Source organism: Paraburkholderia sp. USG1 (assembly GCF_031570135.1).
Lineage (GTDB): Bacteria > Pseudomonadota > Gammaproteobacteria > Burkholderiales > Burkholderiaceae > Paraburkholderia > Paraburkholderia dioscoreae.
In genome coordinates this window covers 164996-187674 of sequence record NZ_JAMWXW010000003.1, presented here as the reverse complement: position 1 = coordinate 187674, position 22679 = coordinate 164996, and the positions used below count along the sequence as shown (strand labels likewise).

21 protein-coding genes are annotated in these 22679 nt (G+C 61.7%); 10 read left to right on the top strand and 11 right to left on the bottom strand.

From position 1 onward, the window contains the following. Nucleotides 1–25: 25 nt before the first annotated feature. Nucleotides 26–889: an NAD(P)H-dependent oxidoreductase gene (locus NE850_RS05500; protein WP_165188061.1), complete on the top strand. Its 864-nt coding sequence runs from the start codon at nt 26–28 to the stop codon at nt 887–889. Nucleotides 890–1022: 133 nt separating this feature from the next. Continuing rightward, complete coding sequence (locus NE850_RS05495; RefSeq protein ID WP_165188064.1) at nt 1023–1874, top strand: alpha/beta hydrolase family protein; 852 nt, start codon at nt 1023–1025, stop codon at nt 1872–1874. 69 nt (nt 1875–1943) lie between these two features. Here the strand turns inward: NE850_RS05495 and NE850_RS05490 are convergent, their stop codons facing one another. Continuing rightward, on the bottom strand, nt 1944–3236 hold the full coding sequence (locus NE850_RS05490) for an aspartate carbamoyltransferase (protein ID WP_007176673.1): 1293 nt from the start codon (nt 3234–3236) through the stop codon (nt 1944–1946). A 386-nt stretch (nt 3237–3622) separates the two neighbouring features. On the opposite strand from NE850_RS05490, the gene dapA reads away from it, so the two are divergent. The 4 genes from dapA (at nt 3623) to NE850_RS05470 (ending at nt 6828) form a co-directional block, all read left to right on the top strand. Next, nucleotides 3623–4546, top strand: coding sequence for a 4-hydroxy-tetrahydrodipicolinate synthase (gene dapA, locus NE850_RS05485; protein WP_165188066.1), 924 nt, complete (start codon nt 3623–3625; stop codon nt 4544–4546). A 342-nt stretch (nt 4547–4888) separates the two neighbouring features. Continuing rightward, nucleotides 4889–5875 (top strand): M23 family metallopeptidase, encoded by a 987-nt coding sequence (locus NE850_RS05480; protein WP_007176676.1) that lies wholly within the window; start codon nt 4889–4891, stop codon nt 5873–5875. After that, nucleotides 5868–6266, top strand: coding sequence for a hypothetical protein (locus NE850_RS05475; protein WP_165188071.1), 399 nt, complete (start codon nt 5868–5870; stop codon nt 6264–6266). The genes NE850_RS05480 and NE850_RS05475 overlap by 8 nt, the downstream gene beginning before the upstream one ends. 127 nt (nt 6267–6393) lie before the next feature. After that, on the top strand, nt 6394–6828 hold the full coding sequence (locus NE850_RS05470; RefSeq protein ID WP_007176678.1) for a polymer-forming cytoskeletal protein: 435 nt from the start codon (nt 6394–6396) through the stop codon (nt 6826–6828). Nucleotides 6829–6840: 12 nt separating this feature from the next. Here the strand turns inward: NE850_RS05470 and NE850_RS05465 are convergent, their stop codons facing one another. Continuing rightward, the gene (locus NE850_RS05465; RefSeq protein WP_007176679.1) at nt 6841–7647 is read right to left on the bottom strand and encodes a hypothetical protein; all 807 of its coding nucleotides are present in this window, start codon (nt 7645–7647) and stop codon (nt 6841–6843) included. A gap of 110 nt (nt 7648–7757) precedes the next feature. Further along, a complete protein-coding gene (locus NE850_RS05460; RefSeq protein ID WP_007176680.1) occupies nt 7758–9827 on the bottom strand; it encodes a bifunctional diguanylate cyclase/phosphodiesterase in 2070 nt (689 codons plus the stop codon). 1209 nt (nt 9828–11036) lie between these two features. On the opposite strand from NE850_RS05460, the gene NE850_RS05455 reads away from it, so the two are divergent. Together NE850_RS05455 and NE850_RS05450 are read left to right on the top strand one after the other, a co-directional pair. Beyond that, the gene (locus tag NE850_RS05455) at nt 11037–11216 is read left to right on the top strand and encodes a hypothetical protein (RefSeq protein ID WP_232292829.1); all 180 of its coding nucleotides are present in this window, start codon (nt 11037–11039) and stop codon (nt 11214–11216) included. A gap of 463 nt (nt 11217–11679) precedes the next feature. Beyond that, nucleotides 11680–13218 (top strand): EAL domain-containing protein, encoded by a 1539-nt coding sequence (locus tag NE850_RS05450; protein ID WP_007176683.1) that lies wholly within the window; start codon nt 11680–11682, stop codon nt 13216–13218. Between the two features lie 114 nt (nt 13219–13332). On the opposite strand, the gene NE850_RS05445 is transcribed toward NE850_RS05450, so the two are convergent. Both NE850_RS05445 and NE850_RS05440 read right to left on the bottom strand, forming a co-directional pair. Next, nucleotides 13333–14439, bottom strand: a complete 1107-nt coding sequence (locus NE850_RS05445) for an AI-2E family transporter (RefSeq protein WP_007176684.1) — start codon at nt 14437–14439, stop codon at nt 13333–13335. After that, nucleotides 14436–17117 carry a cation-translocating P-type ATPase gene (locus NE850_RS05440; RefSeq protein ID WP_007176685.1) on the bottom strand — a complete coding sequence of 894 codons (2682 nt, stop codon included), beginning with the start codon at nt 17115–17117 and terminating at the stop codon, nt 14436–14438. The genes NE850_RS05445 and NE850_RS05440 overlap by 4 nt, the downstream gene beginning before the upstream one ends. Nucleotides 17118–17129: 12 nt before the next feature. Between NE850_RS05440 and NE850_RS05435 the strand changes: the two genes are divergently transcribed. Then, a complete protein-coding gene (locus tag NE850_RS05435; protein WP_035516528.1) occupies nt 17130–17324 on the top strand; it encodes a hypothetical protein in 195 nt (64 codons plus the stop codon). A gap of 193 nt (nt 17325–17517) precedes the next feature. On the opposite strand, the gene NE850_RS05430 is transcribed toward NE850_RS05435, so the two are convergent. Together NE850_RS05430 and NE850_RS05425 are read right to left on the bottom strand one after the other, a co-directional pair. Next, nucleotides 17518–18480: a Tim44 domain-containing protein gene (locus tag NE850_RS05430; protein ID WP_007176687.1), complete on the bottom strand. Its 963-nt coding sequence runs from the start codon at nt 18478–18480 to the stop codon at nt 17518–17520. A 79-nt stretch (nt 18481–18559) separates the two neighbouring features. After that, on the bottom strand, nt 18560–19054 hold the full coding sequence (locus NE850_RS05425; protein ID WP_007176688.1) for a CBS domain-containing protein: 495 nt from the start codon (nt 19052–19054) through the stop codon (nt 18560–18562). A gap of 154 nt (nt 19055–19208) precedes the next feature. Here NE850_RS05425 and nhaR point away from each other — a divergent pair, with 154 nt between their 5' ends. Continuing rightward, on the top strand, nt 19209–20105 hold the full coding sequence (gene nhaR, locus NE850_RS05420) for a transcriptional activator NhaR (protein WP_165188077.1): 897 nt from the start codon (nt 19209–19211) through the stop codon (nt 20103–20105). A 188-nt stretch (nt 20106–20293) separates the two neighbouring features. Here the strand turns inward: nhaR and NE850_RS05415 are convergent, their stop codons facing one another. From NE850_RS05415 to NE850_RS05400, 4 genes are all read right to left on the bottom strand, one after another. Continuing rightward, entirely contained in the window at nt 20294–20614 is a 321-nt protein-coding gene (locus NE850_RS05415) for a hypothetical protein (protein ID WP_007176690.1), read from the bottom strand. A 262-nt stretch (nt 20615–20876) separates the two neighbouring features. Further along, on the bottom strand, nt 20877–21260 hold the full coding sequence (locus NE850_RS05410; RefSeq protein ID WP_007176691.1) for a nuclear transport factor 2 family protein: 384 nt from the start codon (nt 21258–21260) through the stop codon (nt 20877–20879). Between the two features lie 210 nt (nt 21261–21470). Further along, on the bottom strand, nt 21471–21914 hold the full coding sequence (locus NE850_RS05405) for a thioesterase family protein (RefSeq protein WP_310698511.1): 444 nt from the start codon (nt 21912–21914) through the stop codon (nt 21471–21473). Nucleotides 21915–22163: 249 nt separating this feature from the next. Beyond that, nucleotides 22164–22466 (bottom strand): VF_A0006 family four-cysteine protein, encoded by a 303-nt coding sequence (locus NE850_RS05400; RefSeq protein WP_007176693.1) that lies wholly within the window; start codon nt 22464–22466, stop codon nt 22164–22166. Between the last annotated feature and the right edge of the window lie 213 nt (nt 22467–22679).

The window sequence follows — 22679 nt, the reverse complement described above, 5'->3', positions numbered from 1 at the left end:
TTCTTTCAGTCACGAAGGCCCAGTCATGAACGTTCTTCTTGTTTACGCGCACCCGGAACCCAAATCGTTGAACGGATCCCTCAAGGACTTTACCGTCAAACGCCTTCAAGATGCCGGACACACGGTTCAGGTATCCGACCTGTACGCGATGAAGTGGAAAGCAGTGCTCGACGCGCACGACAGTCTCGCGAAAGAACCCGGCGAGCTTTTTTATCCGTCCCGCGACTCGAAGCATGCGTTCGAGAATGGTCTGCAGAGCAAAGACATCGAGCTCGAGCAGGAGAAACTCTTGTGGGCAGATGCGGTCATTCTGCAGTTTCCGCTCTGGTGGTTCACCATGCCGGCCATCCTCAAGGGATGGGTGGAGCGCGTGTACGCCTATGGCTTTGCGTACGGTGTCGGAGAGCACTCCGATGCGCGCTGGGGCGAACGCTACGGCGAGGGTCGGCTCGCCGGAAAACGTGCAATGCTGGTGGTCACGACGGGTGGCTGGGAATCGCACTATAGCTCGCGAGGCATCAATGGTCCGATGGACGACGTGCTGTTCCCGATTCAGCACGGCATTCTGTATTACCCCGGCTTCGACGTGTTGCCGCCGTTCGTGATCTACCGGACGAGCCGTATCGATGAAACGAATTATCCCGCTGTGCAAGATGCGCTTGGTCAGCGTCTGGACAAACTCTGGACGACGGCGCCGATTCCGTTCCGGGCTCAGAACGGCGGCGCGTACACGATTCCGGAACTGACTTTGCGGGCCGATATTGCGCCGGATCAAGTCGGCTTCGGTGCGCATGTCGAGCAGGAGCGGGATGGGTACGCAGTAGGCTCTTCATACGGCGCAAGCGCGAGACTCCGCACCTCTGCATCACCCGTCGCCATCCCGGACTGACCGAAGCTGACGAGACCGTATGCCTGACTGAAATTTGGTTGTAAGTCGCCGTTGCTAGAGTCCTTGAAAGGATTTTGCCGCCGGATACCGGACAGTGTTCTTCGGACACCTAGATAGGGAAGAGCGACAAACCATGAACCAAGCTCGTGCGTTCTGGCTCATTCTGACGCTGCTTTTTACGGCGCCTGCCTGGGCATTTCAGTCCCGGGTCGTCACGATTCCAAGCGTCGCCATGCACAAGTCGCTCGAGGCGACGGTCGTGCTGCCCGACCAGTACGCGCGCGGGAAAGGGGTTGACCGCTTTCCCGTGGTCTATCTGTTGCATGGCTCGGGCGGCGACTATACCGACTGGACCTCGAATTCGCAGATCGGCAAGCTGGCCGACCGTTACCACGTGATACTCGTGATGCCCGACGGCGGCCACGAAAGCTGGTATATCGACAGCCCGGTCGATCCGCGCAGCCGTTACGAAACCTATGTGGGTACGGAGGTGGTGACGTATGTCGATGCGCATTTCCGCACGATCGCGGCGCGCCGCGGGCGCGCCATTACCGGCTTGAGCATGGGCGGATTCGGCGCCTTGCATATCGCGCTGGACCGGCCGGACGAGTTCGGTGCCGCAGGCAGTATCAGCGGCGCGGTGGATCCGCGAGGCTGTGAGGACGAGCCCGGCATCGACCAGGTATTCGGCGATCCGGCGCGGCATGCCGACTTCTGGAACAACGAGGCGATCGTCGAGAATGCGCGCAGCTTCGGCGCCGCGCATATCGCGCTCACGATCGACTGCGGGGTGAACGACTCGCTCGTGCAGTCGAACCGGACGCTGCACGAGCGTCTGGTCGAACTTGGCGTGCCGCACGATTACGCGGAACGGCCCGGCGGCCACACCTGGAAGTACTGGGCCAATGCGGTGCAGTATCAGGTGCTGTTTTTCGCCGGGGCGTTCAAGCGCAACGGGAGCGGCGCCACGAGCGCCACGGCTTGAGACCGTGCCGCGCTGTGGGGTGTGCTGTGGGGCGCGCTTTGATGCGGCTTCAGGCCGCCCGCTGATCCATCAATCGATTCCATGAAAAACCGCGTCGTCCGGACCGAGATAGACCGGCGGGCGCCACGCCGCATCGCGCATGGAATGCTGAACCAGTTTCTCCACGCCCAGCAGCACCGCGAAAATCGCCATGCGCACCGGAATGCCGTTGTCGGTCTGCCGGAAGATCGCCAGCCGTGAATCGTGGTTCAGGTCCACGCTCAGATCGTTCGCGCCTGGGCGGCTGTCGCGCGGCAGTGGGTGCATGATCAGCGTATCGACGCCGCACACGCTGTCCACCAGCGCCTGATTGATCTGGAAATCCGGCGTATAGCCTTCGAACGATTCGTCGGTAAAGCGCTCTTTCTGGATGCGCGTGGCGTACACCACGTCGGCGCCGCGCAGGCCGGTGGACAGATCGTGAGTCTGCTCGATCACGTGGTCGTTGCGCGAAATCTGCTCGATGATATAGCTCGGCATTTCGAGCATAGGCGGCGAGATCAGCGTGAACTTGATGCCGCGGTACAGCGCCAGCAGTTTGACCAGCGAGTGCACGGTGCGCCCGTACTTCAGGTCGCCGACCAGGGCGATATGGGCACCGTCGACGATTTTGCCGAGGCGCGAGAACTCACGCTGAATGGTGTACAGATCGAGCAGCGCCTGGCTCGGGTGTTCGCCCGGCCCGTCGCCGCCGTTGATCACGGGCACATTGGTCGCGCGCGCGAATTCGGCCACCGAGCCTTGCTCCGGATGGCGGATCACCAGGGCGTCCACATAGCCGCTCATCACGCGGCTGGTGTCGTAGATCGATTCGCCCTTGGCCATCGACGAAAACGTGAAACCGGTGGTGTCGCAAACCGAGCCGCCCAGCCGGCAGAACGCCGCGCCGAAGCTCACGCGGGTGCGCGTGCTCGCCTCGAAGAACAGATTGCCGAGCACAGCGCCTTCCAGCACGCGGGAGATTTTGCGGCGCCGGGCGATCGGCTGCATGATGTCGGCGACGCGGAAGAGCGCTTCCACCGAGTCGCGCGAGAATTGATCCACCGAGAGCAACTGCGGCTTGCCCTCGAAAAGCATTTGGCTCGCGAGCGACTGTGAGTCTACGCTTTGCGTATGTTTTTCGCCCGGCTCGCCGTGCACCACGATTTCCGACACGAAGCGCTCCACGATCTCCGGCATGGCCCGCGATTCCTGCGAGTCGTCCGGCAGGAGCCATGTATCGAGCGCCCGGCGCGACACGCCGATGCGGCTCGCGAACGTGTCGCGCGTCATGTTCAGGCGACGCATCGCGTCGCGTAAGAAGGCTTGTTGCGGGACGCTCATGGAGGCACCTGTCGGAAGGAGGGGATGGTGGGCGCGATGTACGCTTTGCGTATATTAATTTCCCCGCGCCAGAAGTCAAGCGATTTTCGCGACAGGCTTTGCCAGGCCGCGCCGGTCGCGGTTACACTGCGTCTCATGCACTCCGGCCCAACGTTCAGACTCCGCCCGTCGACCTTCACGCGTCTCGCCCATGCGAGCGTCGCGATCGCGCGCGCGAGTGATTCGAACGTCGGCGCCAAAGCCAAAAAACAGCCGCTCATCTGACCGGAGCACGCTGTTCCGTCAGATGCGACGGAACAGCCGGTCAACGCCCGCCTGGGCACTTTCCTGTCTTTCCTCCCTCGCACGCTGCACGGAATCGATACGGTCGTCATCGAGGTAAAGACATGTCTATTTTTTCGGGTATGTGGGTTCCGCTCATCACGCCGTTCGCCGACGGCGCCGTCGATCACGCCGCCTTGCGCGCACTGGTGCGCCGCTATGCCGGCGCGGGCATTGCCGGGCTGGTCGCGCTCGGCACCACCGGCGAACCGGCCGCGCTCAATGCCGCCGAGCAGGACGCCGTGCTGGCCACGATTCTCGACGAAGCGCAGGCCGCCGCTCGCCACCCGCATGATGCGCGGGCGCTGCCGGTGCTGGTCGGCGTGTCGGGCAATCACACGGCGAGCATGCGCGAGCGTATCGAGCAACTGAATCCGCTGCCGATCGCGGGCGTGCTGATGGCCGCGCCGTACTACATCCGGCCTTCGCAGGCCGGCATTGTCGAACACTTCACGGCGCTTGCCGATGCGAGCGCGAAGCCGGTCGTGCTGTACGACATTCCCTATCGAACCGGCGTGCGGCTCGAACTCGACACGCTGTTTGCGCTCGCCGCGCATCCACGGATTCAGGCGGTGAAGGATTGCGCCGGTTCGCTCGACATCACGCTCGCGCTGATTCGGGATGGCCGCCTGCAAGTGCTGGCCGGCGAGGACATCAATATTTTCAACACCTTGTGTCTGGGCGGCAGCGGGGCGATTGCGGCATCCGCGCATGTGCGGACCGAGCGCTTTGTCGCGCTATATCGCACGCTCGCGGCGGGGCGGCTCGACGAAGGCCGGCGCATTTTTCACGCGCTCGCGCCGCTGATCCAGACGCTGTTCGCCGAGCCGAATCCGGCGCCCGTCAAGGCACTGCTGGCCGCGCAAGGGTTGATACGCGACGAACTGCGCATGCCGATGACGCGTTCCGGCGGGGCGCTGCGCGAGCGGCTCGCCGCGTTGGCCGAACGGGAACGGAGCGAGGCGCAGGAGACCGAAGCATCGGTTTGAGCGGAGCGGCCGCTGCAGCGCCGCGTGCGGGTGATGGCGCGGCGTGCCGGTCACGGCGTGTCGCAGATATACATTACCCGGTCTCCTGGTATTTGAGATGATGCTTCGTGATGCCAGGTGATAATCGGCGCCCTCTGCCCATTATCGCGGCCGGCGTATATCCGGTCGATGCCGTATGCAGTCAGTCCCGATGGCCGATCTTCTGTTCCGCTCGCAATCGCGTGGTACGTGTCGCACATGGCGCACGTTTAGCGCGCTGAACGCGTTGTCCATTCCGAACACGCACTGCGCCATGTTCGGGCGAATGCGTTCAGCGAGCCCGTCGCGCGCGGGGTGCCGCTAATGGCTTCCGTGTTTCGCGCCGGTAATCGGCTTGCCAGCGGCTCGGTCGGCTTCGTCACGCGCCGCACTGCGTTGACGCTGTCTTTGAGCGCAGCCGGCGGCGCGTCTGCGCTCGCACTCGCCGCGGGCTTTGCGATCGGCTCGCACTGGCCGGTGCACGTTGCCGGGTCCGGCGAACCGGTGACGGCTCACGTCGAGCACGACTATGCGATCGATCAGCTCGGCAAGCTGAATGCTTCAGTGGCGCAGATCGAGCCGCGCATCGCGCGACTGACCGCGCAGGTCGGCAACTTACGCGATTTCGAAGCACGCCTGAACATGCCACGGCCGGCGCCGCGCGCGCCTGTCGTGCCTGCCTCGCCGGCTGCGGCGCCCGCCTCCGATACGGCCGCCACCGACAGCGAAGACGAAGGCGAGGGCGGCCCTTCGCTGCCGCCGCTTCGCTGCAGCGAACTCGCGCCGGCGCCGAGCCGCCATGCCGATGCCGAGCGCACCGCCCAGCAACTGGATTGCATTGCCGCGACGCTGTCGGCGCTCGAACAGCAGACCGCCGGGCACGCGGTCGCGTTCGCCGCCTTTCCCGGCCGCATGCCTGCCGACGGCGCACGCTTCGGCTCACCATTCGGTAATCGTATCGATCCGTTCACGCATCGTTTGAGCTTTCATCCGGGACTCGATCTGGTTGCGAAAACCGGCACGCCGATTCTCGCGGCGGCTGGTGGCCGCGTGGTCCTCGCCGGCGAGAAATCGGGGTATGGCAATGCGGTCGAAATCGATCACGGCAACGGCCTCATGACTCGCTATGGCCACGCGTCGCGCATTGTCGTGCATGTCGGCGATCTGGTGCTGCCGCGCCAATATATTGCCGATGTCGGCTCGACTGGCCGCTCCACCGGTCCGCATCTGCATTTCGAAGTGCTGGTCAACGGTGCGCCGGTCAATCCGGTTGCCTACCTCGCGCTTTTTTCGCCCGCGCCTCATGGCTGACCGACGTCTTCGGCGCAATGCGGGCAGCCTGACTCACCGCACCTATATGCTGCGGCCAGCGCGTTCGCTGGGTTTTCGCGTGATGGTGTGGGCCGTGGCATGCGTGCTGTGCGCTTGTGCGGGTGCGGCCGGCCTGGCGTTCTGGCACGCGAAGCGCGCGGACACGCCGCTCGCGCCATGCAACGCGGCGCCCGCCGACAGGAGCACCGAGCAGATCGAGTTGACGCGTGCGCGGCTCGCGTTGGCGGAAGAATCGGCGGCGCGCGCTGCGGTGCAGAAAACGGCGGACGGCGCCGCAGCCGAGGTTGCACGGCTCAACGCGGAGTTGCAATTTCTGCGCGGCCAGAGCAAGGGCCGGCCGTCGGCACAGACCGAAGCCGAGGGCCGCTGATCGTTCCTGGCCTACGCGAACCACCCACGTCACCTGGTCACGACAACCAGCAAACACACCAGCCACACCCGGTTCGACGCCGCGCCCGGCATTGCACGACGACCCTTTCCATTCACAAGAGATTGCTATGTTCAACAAGAAAAAAGCCGCGGGCATCCAGCAGACCAAGCTCGCCACCCTGGTCGCCCACGACGTGCGGATCACCGGCGACCTTCAGTTCAGCAACGGCCTGCGCATGGACGGCCACGTCACAGGCAACGTCAGCGGCGAGCCGGGCGGCCAGACGCTGCTCGTATTGAGCGATCGCGGTTCGATCGAAGGCAACGTGCACGGTTACGACGTGGTGGTCAACGGCAGGATCGTCGGCGACGTGATTGCCGATCACTTCGTCGAGTTGCAGAGCAATGCGCATGTGACGGGCAACATCTACTACCAGCAGTTGCGCATGGATTGCGGCGCCTCGGTGGACGGCAAGCTCACCAAACAGGACGTGGCGCAGGTGGCGACGCCGCATCTGGTGTCGGTGGCCGACAGCGCGTTCGACGAGCGCAAGGCCGGCTAGGCGGGCGGCGTATCAGACCGGCCCCGGCAGCGACTGGCGCTGCGCCGACGTGTCGTGGCCGAGCGCATCGCCGCGCGCGGGCCGCATATCGCGTTCCGCGCGCAGTGCCCGCGTTGTGGCGAGACGTTCCACGGCGCCGCGCTCCAGCGTGGCGAGCATGTTCATTTCGACCATCTGCAATTTGAAAGCGAGCACGATCAGGCCGCTCGCCAGCAGCAGGTCGCCCGCGAACACGACCGCGTAAAGCGCCGAGGTATGCTGCGGATTGCCGAGCAGCAGCGACAGATTGGTGCGATCGAGCAGCACGAGCAGGAGCGGCACGATTGCATTGAGCGTGGCGATCGTGCCGCCGATCATCGCGATCAGGCGAGCGGGCCCGAGCTGCGGACGGCGCCGGCGGCACACTTCATACAATGTGGCGGCGCGAAGCGGCAGAAAAAACAGCACGAGCAGGCCGGCGCGCAACATGAGCGGCACCTTGAACAGCAGGGCACAGGTGTACAGCGCGCAGAATACGGCTGTGCCGGCAAGCCCGGCGCGCCACGGCGCGCTCACGCCGAACAGCTTGCGCGTGCCGGCCCAGATCAGCAGGCGGCTTTGCAGCGCAAGCGTCGCGGTGGCGATCAGCAACACGTCGTAATTCCACCTGAAATGCAAGGCGAAGCAGGCCGAAGACGCAGCCAGCAGATAGAAGCCGACCGCCCAGAAGCGGAACGCGACGACGCGCGCGAACATATGCGACAGCGCAGTCGTAATAAGGGCGCAGCACAAAAACGTGATCAACCACAACGAAGTAAACGTCGCTACGTCGAATTTCATGAACTCTCCAACCCCAGAGCCGCCTGTTATTGTTCATTTGTAAATCGCGATCCGCCAAGGGGCGCGGTTAACGGCAATGCCGCGCTGCCCGCTTCAGAAGATCGCGACGCTCACGCAGCTACCATTCTCTCTCGCAGCAGGTTGCCGAAGTCGTCGGCGTTGAGCGGCTTGCCGAGCAGGAACCCCTGCATTTCATCGCACATCATGGTCCTGAGCATGTCGAGTTGCGATTCGGTTTCCACGCCCTCGGCTACCACATCCATTTCCAGCGAATGTGCGAGCGCGATGATCGCCGAAACGATCGCGCTGCCTTCCGGTCCATGCACGTCGAGACCGTTGGTGAAGAAGCGGTCGATCTTCAGTTGCTTCACGCGAAAGCGCTGCAGATAGGCGAGGCTCGAATAGCCGGTGCCGAAGTCGTCGATCGCGATCTCGAAGCCGCACGCCTGGAACTGGCGGATCATCTCGATGGTTTTGGGGGCGTCCTGCATCGCTACGGTTTCGGTGATCTCGAACATGATCTGCTCGCATTGCACGCCTTCGGCCTGGACGATCTCGAGCATGTTCGCGACGAGGTTCGGCTGCAGCATCTGGCGCGGCGACAGGTTGACCGCCACTTTCATCGACGGCAGGCCCTGAGAAATCCAGCGGCGAATCTGCCGGCACGTTTCGCGCACGACCCAATAGCCGATCTGCACGATCTGCCCCGAGCGCTCGGCGATCGGAATGAACTCGAGCGGCGCCAGATCGCCGAGTTGCGGGTGATGCAGACGGATCAGCGCTTCGGCTCCGGCCAGCGACTCGCCGCCGCCGTGAAACTTCGGCTGGAAGTGCAGCGAGAACTGACCGGCCGCGAGCGCGTCGTGCAACGCGTTCTGAATCTGCAGCGTGCGCATGGCCGCCTCGTTCATGCTGCGCTCGAAGAAGCGATAGGTGCTGCGGCCCGCACGTTTGGCTTCGTACATGGCGGCGTCCGCGTTTTTCAGCAGGCTGTCGACCGTGTCGCCGTCGTGCGGAAAGAGCGCGATGCCGATGCTCGGCATCACCTGGAGGGGCTGGGAGTCGGTCCACATGCCCATGCGCATCCGGTCGAGCACACCTTCGGCCAGCGCGCCGGCGTCTTCGCGCGAACCAAGATCTTCGGCCAGCACCACGAACTCGTCGCCGCCCAGTCGCGCCACGGTGTCGCTCGCGCGCACGCACAGCAGCAGGCGCTGTGCGAACGCGGTCAGCACCTGGTCGCCGACCGAGTGGCCGAGCGAATCATTGATCGTCTTGAAGCCGTCGAGGTCCATGAAGAGGACCGCGCACATGGAGCGCTGCCGCTGCGCGCGATGGATCGCGTGTTCGATCCGCTCGGTCAGCGTGCTGCGGTTCGGCAGACCGGTCAGACTGTCGAGCGTGGCGAGCCGCACGATCTGGCCGTTCAGGTTCGACACCGCGCCGACCAGAAAGGTGGTGCGCGCATCGAAACGAGACAGCATCAGCGTGACGATCAGAATGGCAAAGGTGAACAGGATCACCGAAGTCGCGAGCCACGTGGTGCTGACGCCGTTGGCCGCGCCGCATACGACGCCGGGCGGAAACCCGGCGGCGGCCATGCCGGCGTAATGCATGCCGCTGATCGCGATGCCCATCGCCAGTGCCGAGGCCAGACGCTTGCGCACCACGTGGCGCGCGTCGTCGTCGCTGAGCGCGCGCGCCAGCCACAGCGCGGCGCTCGACGCGCCGATCGCGATCGCGAGCGAGCCGGCGAACCATGCCGGCTGATAAACGATGCCGGGCGTCATCTGCATCGCGGCCATGCCGACGTAGTGCATGCCGGCAATGCCGCATCCCATTACTACGCCGCCGGCCAGCAGGCGGCTTGCGGTCAGTTGTTCACGGGTCGTGATGTGCAGCGCCAGGTACGAAGCAGCGACCGCGAGTCCGAGCGAAGCGGCGGTCGTCGCGAAGTCGTAGCCGAGCGGAATCGGCAGAGAAAAGGCGAGCATCGCGATGAAGTGCATCGACCAGATGCCGACGCCGAGTGCCGCGGCGCCGCCCAGGCGCCAGACATGCCGCAGACGCGGCGATGCCAGCAGGAAAATGCGGCCGGTCAGATCGAGCGCTGTATACGACGCGAGCGTCGCGACGACGAATGAAATGGCTACCAGCCAAAGGTTGTATGAGCTCTGCATGTTTAGTCCAACCGCCGGAAGGGAAGCGGCTGAACTGGTTATCGACCGTTCGAGGGATTTATTTAATTAGTTTTCGATCCATTTCGGCGGCGCGTGCCGCTTGTGTCTGGCCGACACCTTCGTTGAGCCGGCCTGAACCCAGCCTCATTCACCCGAGGACGCCGCGTGGCGCAGCTTGGCAAAAAATGTGGTTTGCAAAGTCGGTCTTCTTGCGCGGAACCCATCCGAGTGCATATTCGGCCGAGGGTGGACATCAGGATGGCGGATTGCAGCGTTCGCAAGAATCCAGCCTGGGTCCGGCGGCAAGGGGAAACCGACACTTGTACATATCGACCACAAGCGACCGTTTGGAACGGGTGACTGAATAGTTGGCACTCCATCTCGTCTCGTGAACAACGCGTACGCCAAGCGACAATCCTCGGCGGCCTCATCGCCACGCCAGCTAGACGACACAAGGCAGCTTCAGCGGTTTGTTTCATATTATTTGTGTCGGAATGCCCGATTCTTATCCGGTCCGTAATTTTTACGTATGCCGAGTTTCAGCACGGCACTCATTTAAAGCGTACTGGCCGATAAATTTAATGGCATGGATTGCAGATGGTTACGGCGTAACCGATCCGGTTATCTTCAGGAACGTTCTCTGCTGCCGATAGACCTGTCACAGAAACGCGCCTGAATACCGTCATGGGTTAGCAGGAACAGGATCCACTGCCGGAGACGCTTCGTATGGGAATATCGAACGCAGAAAAGCAGCGCCGATTCAGGGCACGCAATCTCGGATCTGGTGGCAGCTACGAGCGGTTGACCGCGGTAATTCCGATCGCTACAAAACGACAGCTGGAAAGGCTCGCGAGCCATTACAGCTGTACGTTGGCGGGGATGATCGGGATGCTGGTTCATGAGCGGACGCTAAGTCTGCTGAATTCCTTGAGCGAAGTCGAGCAGGAGGAATTTTACAGTGAAACCCCGGTTCATCAGCGTCGGGAAAGCGACCAATCGCTATGTGACACAAACAATTGTTGTGATTGCAATGACAAATCGTAAAGAAATTGAGCTGTATCGATCTCAACGGAAAGCGTCTAAATCGATCGAATTTCTTATCCTGATGTTCGTAAAAAGCGCCGAAAAATATTGCCTAATTGTGGAAACATTTTGATATTTGTCTACGATAAATCTCTTCACACGACGGCTCGCGCTCTTGCTCTATCCGTGAAGACGATGCGAAAAATACAGCAAAAGAATGACGCGGCCGACTTCCCGGTCGGCACCGCTGAGTGGCAGGCCGCGATGGAGGAATTTGGCCGCGACATCATTACTGCGCTTGCTGAAAGTGCCGAGAACATGGTCGCCGATTGTGATCTGGTCTCGCAAATCGCACGGCAAGAGTAAGCGAACGTGCCCGGCCGTCCGATGAAATGTCTCCGCACTATCCCGCGCATCTGCCGGGAGCTGGCGCACGATCGTAGTCGCGCCTTCATCGCTGGCGTAGTCCCGGCGCGGACGAAAGCGCCTTCTTTACTGAATGGGCCTGGATCAAGGTGCTTCGGCCGCGCTTGCCGCCGTAGCCGAAGCGTGGGGCCTAAGTCCGCTACGGTCGATCCCGCGCGCGGCCCATGATCTATCGGAAGCCGGCCGTTCACGCGCTGTGCTTCCCGGGTCGCGGATATCGCAATTCCTCCAACGGACGCTCATATCACACGGCATAAGACATTGTGCCGGTCCATCGAGCCGCCGGATTCTTGACGCCGGTGCGCAAACGATTGCGTGGCGTCGTGAAAATGCATTGCCTGGAAGGCGCGAACTTCACAGAGCTGCAATACACAACAACCGATCAAAAGGGCTGAGTTGTACTATGAAAGGGGAATCGGAATCATTTTGGGCGAAGTTTGCCGATCCGGCGGTGCCGGAACTTCAGAGGGGACGAACGCAGTGGTTGCTGCCGGTTGCTTTGACGGTAGTCCTAACGATGACGGGCGCTCATGCGCAGGAGCATCGAGCGCTTATATCCGACACCGCTACCTCATTGCAGTCCGCGCAATCCGATCAATCGGACACCGATTGCATGAATCCTCCTCTGGCCCTCATCCCGGCAACGCTCGCTGGGGCGACCGCAACTCCAATGAAGCTTGTCGATGGCGCACGGTTGGCATGCAGTTTTTCCGCTGACGTGCCAAAGCCCGAGGCCGGCGTTCGACGTTCGTCACCAGGTCGTGCGACCGATGTCCCGCAGCCCGTTACGGGTCCGGTGGAGGATTCCGCCGACGCTGAGTTGGCGTATATGAGCGGCTTGCCGTCGGTAGCCTCTGGTCCCGCGTTCACCGGTCTTGTGCCGGAAACTTCGAGTTCTTCTCCGCCCGAAGAAGACCTGGATCTGACGGGGCCGACTGGATGCGAACGCGGCCAGGCTTGCGAAGGCGGAGCCGCGCCTGGCGAGGCGAGCGAATCGGCGCAGCCGGAGCCCGAGCCGGATGTGCGCCCGGTTGCAGGCGCCCGAACACGCGTAAGTCGCCGCCTGTTGGTGGGACTAGCGGCCTGGCTGGCTTTATGGCTGATGACATGCCTGCTTATCCACTGTGCGTGGATGTTCTACAAACGACACCTGACACCCGACGCGAAGCTCATTCGCGCTGCTAAAGCGGGGATAAAGAGGGGAGAGTTCCGGGTGGAATACCAGCCGCTGGTCAGCCTGAGCGAGGGGCGCTGTGTCGGGGTCGATGCGTTGATACGATGGGACAATGTGGAGTACGGGCAGTTGGGCCCCCATCACTACATGAGTCGTATCGAGCAGCGTTCGTTCATCGGGCCCGTTACGCGTTTCATTCTTTCGACGGCGGTCCGCGAACTCGGACCGCTGGTGGCTTCGAGATCCCTGTACATCGGAATCAAGGTTGCCGCGAGGCATGTCGAGAGTCCGACGTTCGTATCGGACGTGATCGGCTCGGCTGAATCGATCCTTTCCCGCCTGGTGTTGCATCTGCCTGAAGAACACTGTGCCAGACCGACAAAAGGCGTTCTCGATGCCGTCACCATGTTGAGAGCGCGGGGAGTGAGATTGGCGATGTCAGGTGCAACCAGTGTCGAGATGTACAGCACGCTTCACGAAGCGTTTCATTTCGATCTGTTGAAGATCGATCGGCGGATCCTTGCGCTCGACGACGGCGAACGCCGGCAACGGTTGGCGGCTTTAGTCGACGCGGCTCGGGAGTTGGGCTCGATTGTGGTTGCCGAGGGAGTCGAGAGTGCCAGCCACCATAGGGTGGTCAGCCGGTCCGGAGCTGAAATCGGTCAGGGGTTTTTCTACGGACGCACAATGATCTTGAGCCTCCTCGTGACGTTCCTCAACGCTGGCGGAAACTCTTTACGTGGGAAAAAAGTGCGCCTGTGGCAATGATTGCGCATCTGGCCGGCTACATTACCACGCAGCGGGCACCGCATGCCCGTCAGGCAGATAATCAGCGTCGGCGGTGCCGGTTCGCCCCGCGCGGCACGGAACTGCAACCCGGACTCAAGTCCGGCGCGTCAACGACGACGGCTGATCTGCACTATCCACGGAGCCTGTTTCAGGCTCGCTCGTGCACCATTCCCGCCACAACGCGAGCAGGATGGCAACCACGACCGGCCCGACGAACAGCCCGATAAACCCGAATGCGCCGATGCCGCCCAGTACGCCGAATAGGACGAGCAGAAAGGGAACACGCACGGCATTGCTGATAACCACGGGCCGTATCAGGTTGTCGACCCAGCTCACCACCAGCGCGCCCCATAACAGAAGTCCCACGCCGGCGAACGTGTTGCCGTTTGCGATCAGTCCGATGCCTACGGGTATCCAGACGAACGGTGTGCCGAACGGAATCAACGCAGCCAGCGTCGTGATGATCGTCAGGAGCAGCGGCGCCTCGACACCCGCCGCCCAATAACCCAACCCGGCAAGCGCGCCTTGCACTATCGCGGTGAGGGCGAGTCCATAGACGACCGAACGCGTGACGCCGCCGATCGCGCTCAGGTAGCCATCGAGCCGATCTCCCAGAACCGGCCGCATCACACGTTGAACCTGCCTGAGCAGGGTGTGTCCGTCGCGATACGCGAAGAACAGGGTCAGGGTGGCGAAACCAAGTTTGATCGCATTACGCCCAACGCTGCCGACCATTGATGCGAGTTCGCCGATCCAGCGGTCGCCCGACTGCGTGATATAGGCATGCAGTCTTTGAGGGTCATCCGCGAATTCGCTGACAAGCTGCTGTAGCGCATGTCCTAGCCACGGAATGCGCGCGATGAAATCCGGAATGCGAAGCGGGCCGGACGCCGCGTATTCGGCAACGTTGCGGTAGAGTGCCAGGAACTCGCGAAAGACGGGCGAAATCAGCGACGCGATCGGAATAAATGCAATCATTCCGACCAGCAGCGTCATCAACAGAGCGCTTATCCATGCGCGGCCTCTTATCAAGGCATGGAGCCGGCAGTACAACGGCCAGGTTACATACGCGATGATGAGCGCCCACGCGACAGGTATGACGAACGGCCAAAGAACGACGTAACCAAGCACCAGGATTGCGGCGAGCAACACGGCCTGGATAACACGCTTGCGGTCCGGCATGGTCGGATTGTGCTTCATTGGCGAGGATTGCTTGCGGTTGCGGATACGCCGGCTGACCGGTGACGGATGAACCACTTTTCCGCTTCCACCAGAACGAAAACCAGCGCGGACACGAAGAGGCAAAAGCCGAGTTCCTGCGCGTTCAGCGGCGCGGTGTCGAGTATGTTGTTGAGCGCGGGAACGTAGATCGCGGCGAGCTGCAACGCGATAGTCAGCGCAACCGCAGCAGCCAGCGGGCGGTTCGACAGCAAACCCTGGGTGAAGATCGACGTTTGCTCGGAACGGATGGCGAGCACATGTCCCATCTGGGACAAGGCCAGCACGGTGAAGGTCATGGTGCGCCAGTGTGCGTCGTCGAGCCCCATCGCAATCCACTGTGTGCCCATCGTTACGGCTGCTATTACGATGCCGATCCGCACCACGTATTGCCATAGTCCATGTGCGAACAGACTGTCGTCGGGAGGCCTGGGCGGCCGTTGCATGATGGTTGGTTCGCCAGGCTCAGCTGCCAGTGCAAGCCCCGGCAGGCCATCGGTCAGCAAGTTGATCCACAAGATCTGGATCGGCAGCAGGGGGATCGGAAGACCGAAAAGCGGTGCAAGCGCGATGGCGCAAAGTTCCGCCAGGTTGCCGGTCAATACGTAACGGATGAATTTGCGAACGTTGTCATAAACCCTTCGGCCTTCCCGGACTGCCGCGACTATCGTCGCGAAATTGTCGTCGAGCAGGACCACGCTGGCCGCTTCGCGCGCGACGTCAGTGCCGGCTTTGCCCATTGCCACGCCGATGTTTGCCGCCGCAAGGGCAGGTGCATCGTTGACACCGTCGCCGGTCATCGCAACGTAGTGCCCGGTCGACTGCATTGCTTTCACGATGCGGATCTTCTGCGAGGGATCCACCCTTGCGTAGACGCGGATGCGCTGTGTCGCTTCGAGCAGTGCCTCGTCGGACAGGCTGCTCAGCGCGTAGCCGGTCATGACCTGCCTTTCATCGGTAGCAATGCCGACTATTCTGGCAATCGCCAACGCGGTGACCGGGTGGTCGCCCGTAATCATCACCGGGGTGATGCCGGCCTCCCTGCACAATGCGACAGCACCTGCGGCCTCGGGGCGAGGCGGATCGAGCATGCCGATAAAGCCGAGTAACGTCAGGTCGCACTCGAGTTCGTCGATGCCGGCGGGTGGCATGTGCGGCCAGCGGCGCGCTGCCACAGCCAGCACGCGCAGTCCGTCCGCCGCCATCGCACCCGCCATCGACGTCAAGGTGGCCGCGTCGAACGGCGTGCCGTCCTGTCCGATAACCGATGTACACCGTTCAATCACGGTTTCAGGCGCACCCTTGGTATAGGCGATAAACGAGTCTTCAACCCGATGCACGGTGGTCATGCGTTTTCGTACGGAATCAAACGGCATTTCCGTGCAGCGCGGCGTCGATTTGTCGAGAGCGGAACGATCGACGCCGGCGTCCGCCGCGACCTGCCACAGTGCCACTTCAGTGGGATCGCCGGTCAGCTTGCCGGATGCGTCGTGCGCCGCGTCGTTGCACAGCGAAACGGCCCGCAGCAACTGCCCGGTGATATCGTCGATGCTCATGCTCGCGGCTTGCAACCGCCGCATCCCCGCCGGACATACTTCAACCACGCGCATTTCATTGAGCGTCAGCGTGCCGGTCTTGTCTGTGCAGATGAAACTCACGGAGCCGAGCGTCTCCACGGCAGGAAGGCGCCGGACCAGCGCCGCGCGCTGCGCCATGCTGCGTGCACCGAGGGCCAGCATCATCGTGACAACCGCGGGCAATGCTTCTGGAATGGCGGCGACGGCAAGGCTCAGTGCGGTGAGCAACATGAGTATCGGTGGCTCGCCGCTCGATACGCCGAACACGAATATCAGCACGCAGAATGCGAGAATGGCTATGGCGAGTTGCTTGCCGAATCGACTCAGCCGCCGTTGCAGCGGAGTCTGTAGGGCGGGAGCCGACTCCAGCAGGGCGGCGATCTTGCCGAGTTCCGTATTCATCCCCGTTGCGACTGCCACGCCGCGAGCCCGCCCATAGGTCACGATGGTGCCCTTGTAGACCATGTTGGTCCGGTCGGCGATGGGGAGCGTCGCATCGCCCGTTAGCGGCAGCGGATGCTTGTCGACGGGGGCGGCCTCGCCCGTCAGCGTTGCTTCGCTGACTCTTAACTGCGGAGCCTCGATCACTCGCAGGTCGGCGGGAACGGCGCCGCCTGCTTCGAGAAGGACGATATCTCCGGGAACGACTTCGGCGGCGGTAATCGTCAATGGACGTCCGTCACGGACGACCGACGCGTGAAACGCGGCCAGTCGCTTGAGTTCCGCCATAGCGTGTTCGGCGCGAAAGTCCTGAAAAAAGCCAATCGTTCCGTTCAGTACGACGATCGCGACGATCACGAGCGCATCTTCAAGGTCGCCGACGACTCCCGACACGATGGCAGCGGCGAGCAGAACGAGGATCATGAAATCCTTGAATTGCTCGATCAGCATCGTGGCGATCCGGCGCCGTTCCGTTTCGATGATTTCGTTACGTCCGTAGACCGTGCGCCGACGCGCCACCTCGTCGGCGTCGAGTCCCCTTATCGCGTCGGTGCCGAAGCATTCAATCGTGGACTCAGCGGTCTCCGCATGCCAGGCGCGGTGCTCAGGTAGTGCGCGATGCTGCATGTCTCGAGGATTCATGCCGGAACCTGTGTGCTGATCGAATGGCGCTTTTCTTCGTCCCGACCGCCGGCATTGCAAATCGCAGTCTGCGGCGGTGACTTTGGAATCAGCATCGTCGTCGTGGGCCTGCGCGGCCTTGACACAGGTCAATCAGAAAGTGAAGGTGGTGCGCTGAGCCGTGTTTCTGGCGTCAATTTCAAAACCATGTGCTTCTACGCGCTGTGAGACAGAACCACGTCGTTAGGCGACGGGCCGTGTAGGAGGCTATCCGCGCCGTGCCAGCGGCGACCTTTAGCATGTACTGCTGGCTGTTTTGCGCTCTTTCGCAAACTCGAGCACGAGAACGGTTGTGAGGTCGAAGCGATACTCGATATGACAACCGGCAGCAAGCCGCTGCCGGTTGTCCAATGGCGCTCCTTTAACGGTCGATCTGCTGGATGCCCGCCAGTCGCCACCCTTCGTCGCCATGTACGCTCCTGACCATGTTCCAGATTTCCTGGAACGGCTGGGCGATCTGCGCGTCGTCTTCGCGCATCTGACCGTAAAAGCGCACGCTGACCAGCGTTTCATCTGCGTTGCTTTCCGTGCCCAGCACTTCGGCATCGAGTTGCGTCACGTCCGTACGGCTCGGCTCGTGGCCCCGGTGTTCGAGATCCTGCTTGAGTCGCATAAACATCTCCGGCGTTGTCAGCTCGAACAGATCGCCTTGCTCATTGCGGTCCCACGCGCCTTGAAGACGCATGAACATGGCCTTCGCCGAGACCAGAAACGCGGCCTGATCCGCGAGCGCGGGTTCCGGCGCCTTGACGCTGCCCGCCGCTCCGGTCGTACCCATCGCTGCGCGCGGCCAGTCGCGGAGATTCGTGTCAGGCCGCGCTTCGCGGACCTGATTCAGAAACGGCGAGCCGTTCGTTTGCTGCCGGTTTGCCGAACCGTGTCCATAAGCGAGATCCGGACGACGACGGTTGGCGATGAAGCGGAACAGCATCACGCCGGCGACAACCACCAGGCCGATCAGCAATGCATTGGACAGCATTTGCGCCAGCCCTTCGGCCAGACCGAACGATGAGAGCAACGCCGCGATGCCGAGTCCGGCGGCGAGTCCGGCGAGCGGGCCCATCCAGCGGCTGGCGCCGGAGGCCGCGGGCGCCTGCGCTGTCTGCTGGGCCGGTTGGGCCTGCTGGCTTCGTTGTCCTTGCCCGGTGGGCGACGCCGCCTGCGACTGCCGCCCGATGCTCTGGCTGCCGCCGACGCGCTTCGCTTCGGCGTCGTTCGAGGCCACGGCGCCGAGGGCAAGCAGTCCGGCCAGACCGAGCGCCGCTGTCCCGCGCGTGATCGCGCCGGCAGCACTTCGAAGTCGATTGATGATCTGCGTGTACATATGAAGCCTCTTTCGGTAAGCAAGGGGACTGTCCGCCTAGTGCGATTCAGGTCGCGCGAAAACATTACGAACGGTAATATTATTGGCTGGTCAAACTTGCTGTCCGTCGCGCTTGCAATCCGCTCTGGACAGCCTGAAAACCGTTGCCGTGGATATAGTGCTCAAGCTGCTGGATGGTCTGTTCCTGCTCGACAATCAGGTTCTGAACGAGGTCGCCGATCGACACCATTCCGATCACTTGTCCTGCGGTAATGACAGGCAGATAGCGGATCCGGTACTCCGTCATGAGAGCCATGCATTCTTCGGTTGTCTGGTCCGGGCTGACGTAGCGCACAGCCGTCGACATGATGTCGCGCACAGGCGTATGCCGCGACGAGCGGTCCATCAGCACGATTTTTCGTGCGTAGTCACGCTCCGTTACGATGCCGGCGATACGTCCCTCATGTGCGACGATCAGTGCGCCCACCCGCCGGTGCGCCATGACCGCTATCGCGTCGTAAACCGAAGCGCAGGCCTGAGTCGACCACACCCTCTGGGACGCTTTTGAACGCAGGAGTTGCGCAACGGATGCCATATGTCACCTCTCTCAGTGGTCGTTAGCCGCCCGCTGGCGCCTAAGTACGAGGCTTCAATGTAACTGAACGTGATGAAGCGTAAAATGCGTATTTTCGATGTGAATACTTCGAGAAAACCGTAGTGTCTATGGTTTGACGGAGGAGGGAGAGGGCGTGAACTTCAAGCATCTGCATTACTTCTGGGTTGCGGCACACGCGGGAGGAATCGTGAGGGCCGGCGAGCAGTTGCACATCTCGCCGCAAACGCTCAGCGGGCAGATCAAACTGCTGGAAGAAGCGCTGGATAAAAAGCTGTTCAGGAAAAACGGGCGAACGATCGAACTCACCGACGCTGGCCGCCTGGCGCTCGATTACGCCGATGAAATATTCTCGCTAGGCTCGGAGCTAGAAAGCGCCGTGCGGCGCGAGAGCGAAGCCGGCGCGCAAACGCGGTTCCGCGTTGGGATCGCGGATTCGGTACCCAAGGCGATCGCGTACCGGCTACTGGAACCGGCGCTGAGTGCTTCCATGTCGCTGCGTATGATCTGTCACGAAGGCAAACTGCATGCGCTGCTCGCGCAACTGGCCGTACACCGGCTCGATCTGATCATCGCCGACGCCCCCATTCCCGCCGACGTCAACATCAAGGCGTTCAATCACCGGCTCGGCCGTTCTACGCTTAGCTGTTTTGGTGCGCAGGCGCTGATTCAAAGCGGGAAGAAACGCTTCCCGCTGTCGCTCGGCCAGTTGCCGGTGTTGCTGCCCGGCACGGAATCCGCAGTGCGACGCAAGCTGGATCACTGGCTCGCGTCGCATGCCATTTCGCCGCGCATCGTCGGGGAGTTCGACGACGGGGCCATGACCCTGGCGTTCGGCCGGGAAGGCCGCGGGTTGCTGTTCGCGCCGACGGTGCTGGAAAACCAGTTACAGGCCGAGCACAACCTGACGATAGTCGGGCAGATCAATTCCATCGTGGAGGAATTCTTCGCAATCTCGATCGAGCGCCGAATCAGTCACCCGGCTGTCGCGGTGATCATGGACGCGGCGCGTAGTGAATTGTTCAATGGCTAGATGAGAGTTGGCTCGGATCGGGAGCAGTGAAGCGCGATGATGGGGAAGCCCGGCATCGCCCGCCGTATCAACTAGCGCTTGCCAGCCGCGAAACTGGGGCGGAGGTCGCAGTTTCGCTTGCGCCCCATGCGATTGAAGCATGTTCGCTTTGCGCTTTATTCGCGGCTGGTTGTCATTTTTAGCAGCTGTTATTGGCCAGCAGCCGGCGACACTACGCTCGGGGTCGCCAGCGTGTTGTTGCTCTTCGGAGCGCTCGTGCCGGATGTCGAACTGCTGTTCGTGCCACTCGGCAGACCTGAGTTCGGCGGCCTGTTGGCCGTACCGCTGTCCGAACGAGTAGCGCCCGGTGTGCCGTAGCCACCCGTTGCACCGTTCGCCTGATTCGCCGGGCTGGCCGTGCTGCCTGCCGAACCGCTGCCGCTCGAACCTCCGGCCGTTTGTGCATAAGCGCCGCCCGACAGCGTAAGTGCGGCGAGGGCCGCGATTAATGTGCTGGTTACCTTGCTCATGATCCATCCCTCCTTTGATCGGACTGGAATATAGACGCAGACGATCGCCGCCTGCTTGATCACGAGTGCAGCAATGACCGTGCCGCGGGCTCTTACTCGTGGCGAAACGATGTGCATTGCAGCAAGCGGCTGTCGTCTGAGCCAGTCAGACGCGCCACGCCGTTCAGCCCGCCGCTGCGTGCACAGTCGCCGCCACACCGACCCTTACTTTCGGAAAGCAAGCCGCGTCCAGCTAACTTGCATGTTTCGCCGCAATTGGTTGTCACCCAATCCGTTGAACCCATTGACTCCGCCAACTCGGCGCTTCAAAGGGATCCGAAAAATACTGGGTCTCGTGAACGACCTTGCCGTTGCGGAATTCCATAATACTGACCGTGTAAGCCGGTCGCCCGTTATAGGTGATGGAGTATTCAGTGATCCAAAGATTACCTTCTCCTTGAATTCGCCTGACATCGAACCCTGCTGGCTTGCCTGGATGATGACTCCGCAGTGCCTGCAAATTCATTCGCCCGAGAATTCGTTCACCCGACTGGGGATAGTCACAGATGGCATCATCATCGTAAATATCGTGTTCCGCGTCGAAGTCGCCGGCCGCCGACGCTTGCCAGTGCGCATTCAGGGCTTCACGTATCTTTTCTCTCTGCATGGCGTGCCTCCGCATACCGTTTACGTTCGTCTATTGCGTGCGTCATGGAATGAACACGAGGCTGCCCGTCTTGACGATTTCGGGACTCCACGAAGCATGCGCTCAATGAGTGCTTTTACCGCGCCAGGTAGCAGTCTAATCTTCATCGCGACAGGCAGTTGCCAGCAAGGGACGACTTCGCGAATTGCCTATGCTCAGACGTCGGAAACGTCAGTCGACGGCGTTGACGTTCGGAAACTTGTTACGGAACGCCTGCGGCATCGGCGCGACTTTTTTCGTCTCGTAGTTGAAGAACACGAAACCCGATTTCGCCATTGCGACAAGCGTGCCATCTGCCGGCCGCGTAATGCGGAAGATGATGTCGCCGCCATATTTGTTGAAATCCATGATGCCGACTTCGAAGCACAACTGGTCCCGCGCGTAAGCTTCAGCGCGATAGGTCGTGGCGAGATCGGTCACGATGATGCTCGTGTGCACGTCTTTCATGTCCTCGATACCCGCGTCGAACAGGAAGCGTGCGCGGGCCTCGGAAATCATCGAGATCATCGAATCGTTTGCGAGGTGGTTCGCGCCATTGATGTCGGTGACGCGCACTGTGAGATGCGTCGAATAGTAAAACTGGTCTTCGGGAAACTGCAATTGAATGCGGGCCATGACGTGAAAATTGTGGGTTGGAAGAGGTGGGCGCGCTTAAGCGCTGACGCCCGATTCTAGCCGTTCGATGTGCGGGGCGTGTGTAGAACCCAATACGCTGATCGTATGCAGATGATCATGTCGGCTGTACCGGGCACGCATGATTGGCGCTGCCCGACTTTGGCGGACCTCCGGTTCCGCGGATAGCGGCCCGTCAAAATCCTCTTGCGAGTCCCCGTTGTAAGTATCGGCGGGGGTTGCTGACACGGCTCACATCTGATTCTGGCGCCGGCATGCTCGCAATATTTCCTGAACCGCAAATGCCCCTCTCACGGTTTGAACATTCTGCAGGACACACACGTGATACGACCTTTCGCGCGGCAGGAGCAGTGCGCCATTTTTGTAAAGCGCCTCGCACGAGTTGCTAATCACGTGGGCCGCGAAGTTGCTCTGGCTGTTTCCTAGCGAACGCAGGATGCATTGATCGTAGTCTGGATTGTCGCCCCCGAGCGCCAGAGCGGGGAGCGGCGTGGCGAGCGTGATCGAGACAAGCAGATAAGCGAATTTGAGCATGATGTGAGAGCGGCTCAGGGATATATCGGCTGGCAATCGTAGCATGTCGCATTTCGATGCCAGCGTGCGTTTTAGAAGGCGCTTATGTCGGCTTCATCGGACAAGCGTTGCGCGATTGTCTGCGATTCATGCGACGAGGCTGATCGCAGGAACTGGCCGCGAACGGCGGATCGACCCGGCCAACGAAACGGCGTAGTGATGCACTCGTGCAGT